The 6,262-nt window shown below is 62.0% G+C and carries 2 protein-coding genes; both read left to right on the plus strand.

Annotation, left to right across the window (positions count from 1 at the left end; translation table 11 throughout):
* Positions 1–777 precede the first annotated feature (777 nt).
* On the plus strand, positions 778–2,865 hold the full coding sequence (locus H5U38_02235) for a S46 family peptidase (protein MBC7185831.1): 2,088 nt from the start codon (positions 778–780) through the stop codon (positions 2,863–2,865).
* Positions 2,866–2,919: 54 nt separating this feature from the next.
* Complete coding sequence (locus H5U38_02240) at positions 2,920–6,186, plus strand: PD40 domain-containing protein (protein MBC7185832.1); 3,267 nt, start codon at positions 2,920–2,922, stop codon at positions 6,184–6,186.
* The last annotated feature ends 76 nt before the right edge of the window (positions 6,187–6,262 follow it).

Raw genomic sequence — 6,262 nt, forward strand, 5'->3', positions numbered from 1 at the left:
GGAGCGGGTGAGTAGCTGGGAATATTCCCCTGGTTGGCCGTGTTCCTTCTCGCCCAGAGCCACCGCTTCTTGCGTTTCGCAGCCGTTTCGCGCCCCCGTCAGGCCCCTTTTCTGCTTCCTCTGCAGCCAGGGCGCGAGAAAGCCCTTGCCGGCCCAGCTGTACACCGTGGCTGCGGCGAGAAAGAGCATGGCGAGGCAGTTGAGCTGGCCGAAAAAAGTCGTGCAGGGAAGCATGCACGGTGGTGAGCGCGCGCCGGTGGCGCACCAGGAACCTACGGCTCCGCGGGCGCCAGGCCGACCGGACACGTATCAGATCCGTTCCCAAGCCGCCCGGCCTGCGCGGAACGCGGATTGGCCTTCTCGCCAGGAGGGATGACCATCGCATTGGACGGCAGGGCAAGTGTCCCTCCCCGGCCTTCACCTCGACGCCAGCGCCGCTGGTGACGCATCTTCCGCCCCAGGTGCCGTTCGGTGCGCGCCCTGACCTCTCCGAAATGCCCCATCTTTCCACTTGACTTTTCCCTCCTTTTTGCGTATACTCCGCAGGTCGCACAAGAATCCGTTTACGATCGCCGGCCCGCGCTCGTTGCGGGCGGCCGCAAGGTGATGGACCTCGAGCACATCTGCCGTACGGCCAAGGCTTGCCGGTTCATCCAGCGCGGCCTTGCCCGTTGGTCGCCGCGTAGTGCAACTTCTCACGCCCGGGGCCGTATGTGAAGACGCGTGCGTTGTCCCCACGGTGCAGTGGGTAGCGAACTAAACAGGAGGTAAACCAAGATGTACCGGAAGAGCATTTGTCAGTTGGGCAGAGTCTTTTTGGCATTAGTCCTGGCTGCCTGTTGGGCCCACCTGGGCATGGCCGACGAAGGAATGTGGACGTTCGACAATCCCCCTACCAAGCTGCTGCAGGAGCGCTACGGGTTCACCCCGACGCAGGAATGGTTAGAGCACGTGCGCCTGGCCAGCGTGCGCTTCATGGATGGTGGCTCCGGGTCGTTCGTCAGTCCCCACGGACTGGTGATGACCAACCATCACGTAGCGGTTGGTCAGCTGCAAAAGGTCTCTACGCCCGAGCGTGATTACGTGGCCACGGGCTTTTATGCCGCCACGCCGGAAGAAGAACTCAAGTGCCCAGACCTGGAAGTGAATGTGCTTGTCTCCATGGAAGACGTCACCGCACGCGTGCGGGCGGCGGTCACCCCAGGCATGAAGGACGAGCAGGCACTGGAGGCACGGCGCGCAGCCATCGCCGCCATCGAAAAGGAGAGCCTCGAAAAGACGGGCCTCCGCTCGAATGTCATCAGCCTCTACCATGGCGGCGAGTACTGGCTCTATCGCTACAAGAAGTACACGGACGTGCGCCTGGTCTTTGCCCCGGAGCGACAGGTGGCCTATTTCGGGGGCGACTTTGACAACTTCACCTACCCGCGCTACGATTTGGACGTGGCGTTTTTCCGCGTCTACGAGAATGACAAGCCGGTGGACTCCGAGCACTACTTCAAGTGGAACGCCAAAGGCGCCAGTGACGGCGAACTGGTCTTCGTCTCTGGCAACCCTGGCTCCACCGACCGGTTGTTCACCTACGAGCAGCTCCTTTTCCAGCGGGACTACCAGTACCCCATGATGCTGGACTACATCAACAAGCGCATCGCCATTCTGCGGGAGTACGCCAAACGCGGTCCGGAGCAAGAGAGGCGCGCCCTGGTGCAGATCTTCGGCCTGGAAAATAGCAAGAAGGCCCTCACTGGCGAATACCAGGGCCTCTTGGACGCCAAACTGATGGCCAAGCGTAAGAAGGCCGAGGATGAATTCCGCGCCCTGGTCGCCTCCAAGCCGGAGTGGAAGAAGGCTTATGGCGATGCCTGGGACACAGTGGCCCGGGTCATCAAGAAACAGGCGCCCAGGGCCAAGGAGCGCTTCTACGGACGAATCATGGGCTCGCGCCTGGCGGGCTTTGCCTCGACGCTTGTCTTCTACAGCATCGAAGTCAAGAAGCCAGATGGGCAGAGGCTCCCTGGTTACCATGACTCGGAGCTGGACGAGCTCAAGTTCCGCCTCCTGTCACCGGCGCCCATCTACCATGATTTGGAAGAAGCCAACCTTGGCGGGGCACTTGCGCTGTCGTTGGCTCAATTGGGCGCCGACCATCCGTTCATCAAGACGGTCCTGAATGGCCGTTCGCCGCAGGAGGTGGCAGCAGAGCTTATCCAGGGCACCAAGCTTGCTGATGTGCCCTTCCGCAAGTCGCTTCTGGAAGGTGGTGAGAGTGCAATCCAGGCCTGCACCGACCCGCTCATCGTGCTCATGCGCAAGTTGGAGCCGATGATGCGCGCCGACATCGAGTGGAACAAGAAGCACGTGGAGAGCGTGATCACCCCCGCTGCCGAGAAAATCGCCCAGGCACGTTTCGCGGTCTACGGCAAGTCGGCCTATCCCGACGCCACCTTCACCCTGCGACTTTCCTATGGCGCAGTGAAGGGCTATCCCATGAACGGCACCAAGGCGCCGTACAAGACGACGCTTTACGGGCTGTACGACCGCGCGCTCAGCTTTGACCGGGAAAAGGACTTTGACCTGCCGGAGCGCTTCTGGCAGCGCAAAGACCGTCTCGATCTCTCGACGCCGGTGAACTTTGTCAGCACGTGCGACATCATCGGGGGCAACTCCGGCTCGCCGGTCATCAACGCACGGGCAGAGGTTGTCGGCCTGATCTTTGACGGCAACATCGAGAGTCTTGTGGGCCGCTTTGTCTACGACGAGGAAGCGAACCGGGCCGTGGCTGTGCACACCGGCTACATTAGCGAGGCGTTACGCAAGCTCTACGACGCCGCGCCCTTAGCCGACGAGATTGAGGGCATCAGGTAACCGCAGAGGGGTGGGCCGCCGGCTCACCCCGCGCGCGTTATGGAGGGACCTATCATGCGTCGTGTGACATTCGCCGCCGCGGGGGCAGTCCTCCTCTCCGTGGCCGCAGCTTTGGCCATCGACACCGCAGACACACGGATGTTGAGCCAGCCGGCCATCAGCGCCACACAGATTGCTTTTGCCTACGCGGGAGACCTCTACGTCGCAGACCGGGACGGCAGCAATGTGCGGCGCCTGACTTCGGGTGAGGGGAACGAGTTCAACCCCGTCTTTTCGCCGGATGGCAAGTGGATCGCTTTCAGCGGCGAGTACGATGGCAACACGGATGTCTTCCTTGTGCCGGCCTCTGGTGGCGTGCCCATCCGGCTGACCTATCACCCGGCGCCAGACGTGGTCTGCGATTTTACCCCGGACGGCAAGGCCGTGCTGTTCTACTCGCCCCGGTTCTCCTTCACCAGCCGCTATTGTCAGCTCTTCACCGTGCCGCTGGCTGGTGGCTGGCCGCAGCAGCTCGAGCTGCCGGTGGGCTTCAAGGCGTGTTATTCCCCGGATGGGAAGCGCCTGGCCTATCTGCCGGTGCGGGAGGTCTTCCAGCAATGGAAGCACTATCGCGGCGGCACCGTGGCCACGATATGGCTCTACACCTTCGCTGACCACTCCGTGGAGAAGATCCCGCAGCCCGAAGGGAGCTGCAACGACACCGACCCCATGTGGGTGGGAGACAAGGTCTACTTCCGCTCCGACCGGAACGGCGAGTTCAATCTCTTTTGCTACGACACCGTGAGCAAGGAGGTGCGGCAACTCACCTTCTTTGCCGACTTTCCGGTGCTTGATGCCGCCTACGGCGCGGGCACGATCATCTTCGAGCAGGCCGGCTACCTCCACACCTACGACTTGAGCAGCGGCCAGGTGCAAAGGCTGCGGGTGGGAGTGGCTGCGGACCTTTTGGAACTGCGACCTCGCTATGTGAAAGGCGCCGAGTGGATCCGCAGTCACGATATCTCTCCCTCCGGGGCTCGGGCAGTCTTTGAGTTCCGGGGCGAGATTGTCACGGTGCCTGCAGAAAAGGGGGACCCGCGTAACCTCACGGCGACCCCAGGGGCGCACGAGCGTTTCCCTGCCTGGTCCCCGGACGGCAAGTTCATTGCCTACTTTTCGGACGCCTCAGGCGAATATGCCCTGCACATTCTGCCGCAAGATGGCAAAGGGACTCCCCGCGTGGTGCCGTTGGGCGGCGCGGGTTTCTACAACGCCATCTCCTGGTCGCCGGACAGCAAGAAGCTTTGCTTTGCCGATAACGCCCGCACGCTCTTCTGGCTGGACCTTGAGAGCGGCAGCATCACCAAGATTGCGCAAGAGGCCATCTACATGCCGGGTGCCTTCGGCACCATCCGCGGCGCCTGGTCGCCAGACTCCCGTTGGATTGCCTACACGCTGACCAATACTGCCTACTTCCAGCAGATCTTCGTCTACGACATCGAGCAGGGCAAGTCCTGGCCAATCACCGACGGCATGGCCGAGGCCAGCGACCCGGTGTTCGACCCCAGCGGCAAGTTTCTCTACTTCTTCGCTTCCACGGACGCTGGCCCGGTGAAGCACTGGTTTGCCATGTCCAACGCCGACGTACGCATGAAGAACGCCATCTACTTGGCTTCTTTGCAGAAAGGCACGCCTTCACCCTTGGCCAAGCAGAGCGACGAGGAGAAGGGGAAGCCGGAGGAGGAGAAAGAGGAAAAAGCTGAGAAGGGCAAAGAGAAGGCAAAGGACACGGAGAAAAAGTCCCCTGCGAAGGTGGTCATCGACTTTGCAGGAATGAACGAGCGCATCGTGGCGTTGCCGCTGCCGGAGGCGGACTATCGAGAGTTGCAAGTGGGCAAAGAGGGGCAGCTCTACTTCCTCGAGACCGTGCCGGCAGGGCCCACAAAGCTGCACCACTATGACCTGGACAAGAGGGAGGACAAGGTCATCCTCGAGAAGGTGGACGACTATCGGCTTTCCCGCGACGGCAAGAAGGTGTTGTACCGCGCCGGGCAGTCGTGGTTCATCACAGAGCTTGCCGACAAGATCGACGTGAGCAAGGGCAAGCTGGACGTCGACGCCATCGAGGTGCGCATCGAGCCGCAGGTCGAATGGCGGCAGATTTTCGACGAAGCCTGGCGCATCAATCGCGACTACTTCTATGACCCCAATTTCCATGGGGCCGATTGGGCGGCGATGCGCCAGAAGTACGCGGTTTTCCTGCCGGAGCTTGCCTGCCGCAATGACCTGAACAGGCTCATCCAGTGGATGTGCAGCGAGCTGGCCGTGGGACACCATCGCGTGAGCGGCGGCGACCAGCTTGCCAAGCCAAAGCGCGTCCCCTGCGGTCTGCTGGGGGCCGACTATGTCGTGGAAAATGGCCGCTATCGCTTTGCCAAGGTCTACGGCGGGCTGAACTGGAATCCCGACCTCGAATCGCCCCTCAAGCAGCCAGGCATCGACGTGCAGGCGGGGGAGTACCTCTTGGCGGTCAATGGCAAAGAGCTGCGCCCACCGGAGAACCTTTTCAGCCGCTTCGAGAACACCGCGGGCAAGATCGTGGAGATCACGGTTGGCCCCCGCCCGGATGGCGTGGGATCGCGCACGCTGCAGGTGGTGCCCATTAGGGACGAAAGCGACCTGCGCAACCGCGACTGGGTGGAGAGCAACATCCGCAAAGTGGACGCCGCCACCGGGGGGCGGGTGGCCTATGTGTACGTGCCCAACACCACCAGGTTGGGACACACCTATTTCAAACGCTACTTCTTCCCGCAGACGAGCAAGGAGGCCATCATTATCGATGAGCGGTTCAACGGCGGCGGGCAAGTGGCGGACTATTACATCGACCACCTGCGGCGCCCCTACATCTGCAACTGGGCGCTGCGCTATGGGCAGGACTTGGTCACGCCCAGCGGCGCCATCTTCGGCCCGAAGGTGATGCTCATCGATGAGAACGCCGGCTCAGGTGGCGACCTCTTGCCCTGGATGTTCCGCAAATTGGGGCTTGGCCCGCTGGTGGGCAAGCGCACCTGGGGAGGCCTGGTGGGCATCCTCGGCTTCCCGGTGCTCATGGACGGCGGCTACGTGACGGCGCCCAATTTGGCCATCTGGACGGAAGAGGGTTTCGTGGTGGAAAACGAAGGGGTGCCGCCCGACTATGAGGTGGAGCAGGAGCCGGCCAAAGTCATTGCCGGGCACGACCCACAGCTTGAGAAGGCCATTGAACTGGTCATGGCCGAGTTGCAGAAAAACCCGCCGCGCAAGCCGCAGCGCCCGCCCTATCCGGTGCGGGTGAAGAAGTAGGCCCTCGCAGGAAAACCTCGATAAGGGCAGAGCTCGCAGGTGGGATGGTGCTCCTGTCCATCCCACCTGCGCTTTA

Source organism: Calditrichota bacterium (genome assembly GCA_014359355.1).
GTDB lineage: Bacteria > Zhuqueibacterota > Zhuqueibacteria > JANLFK01 > Oleimicrobiaceae > Oleimicrobium.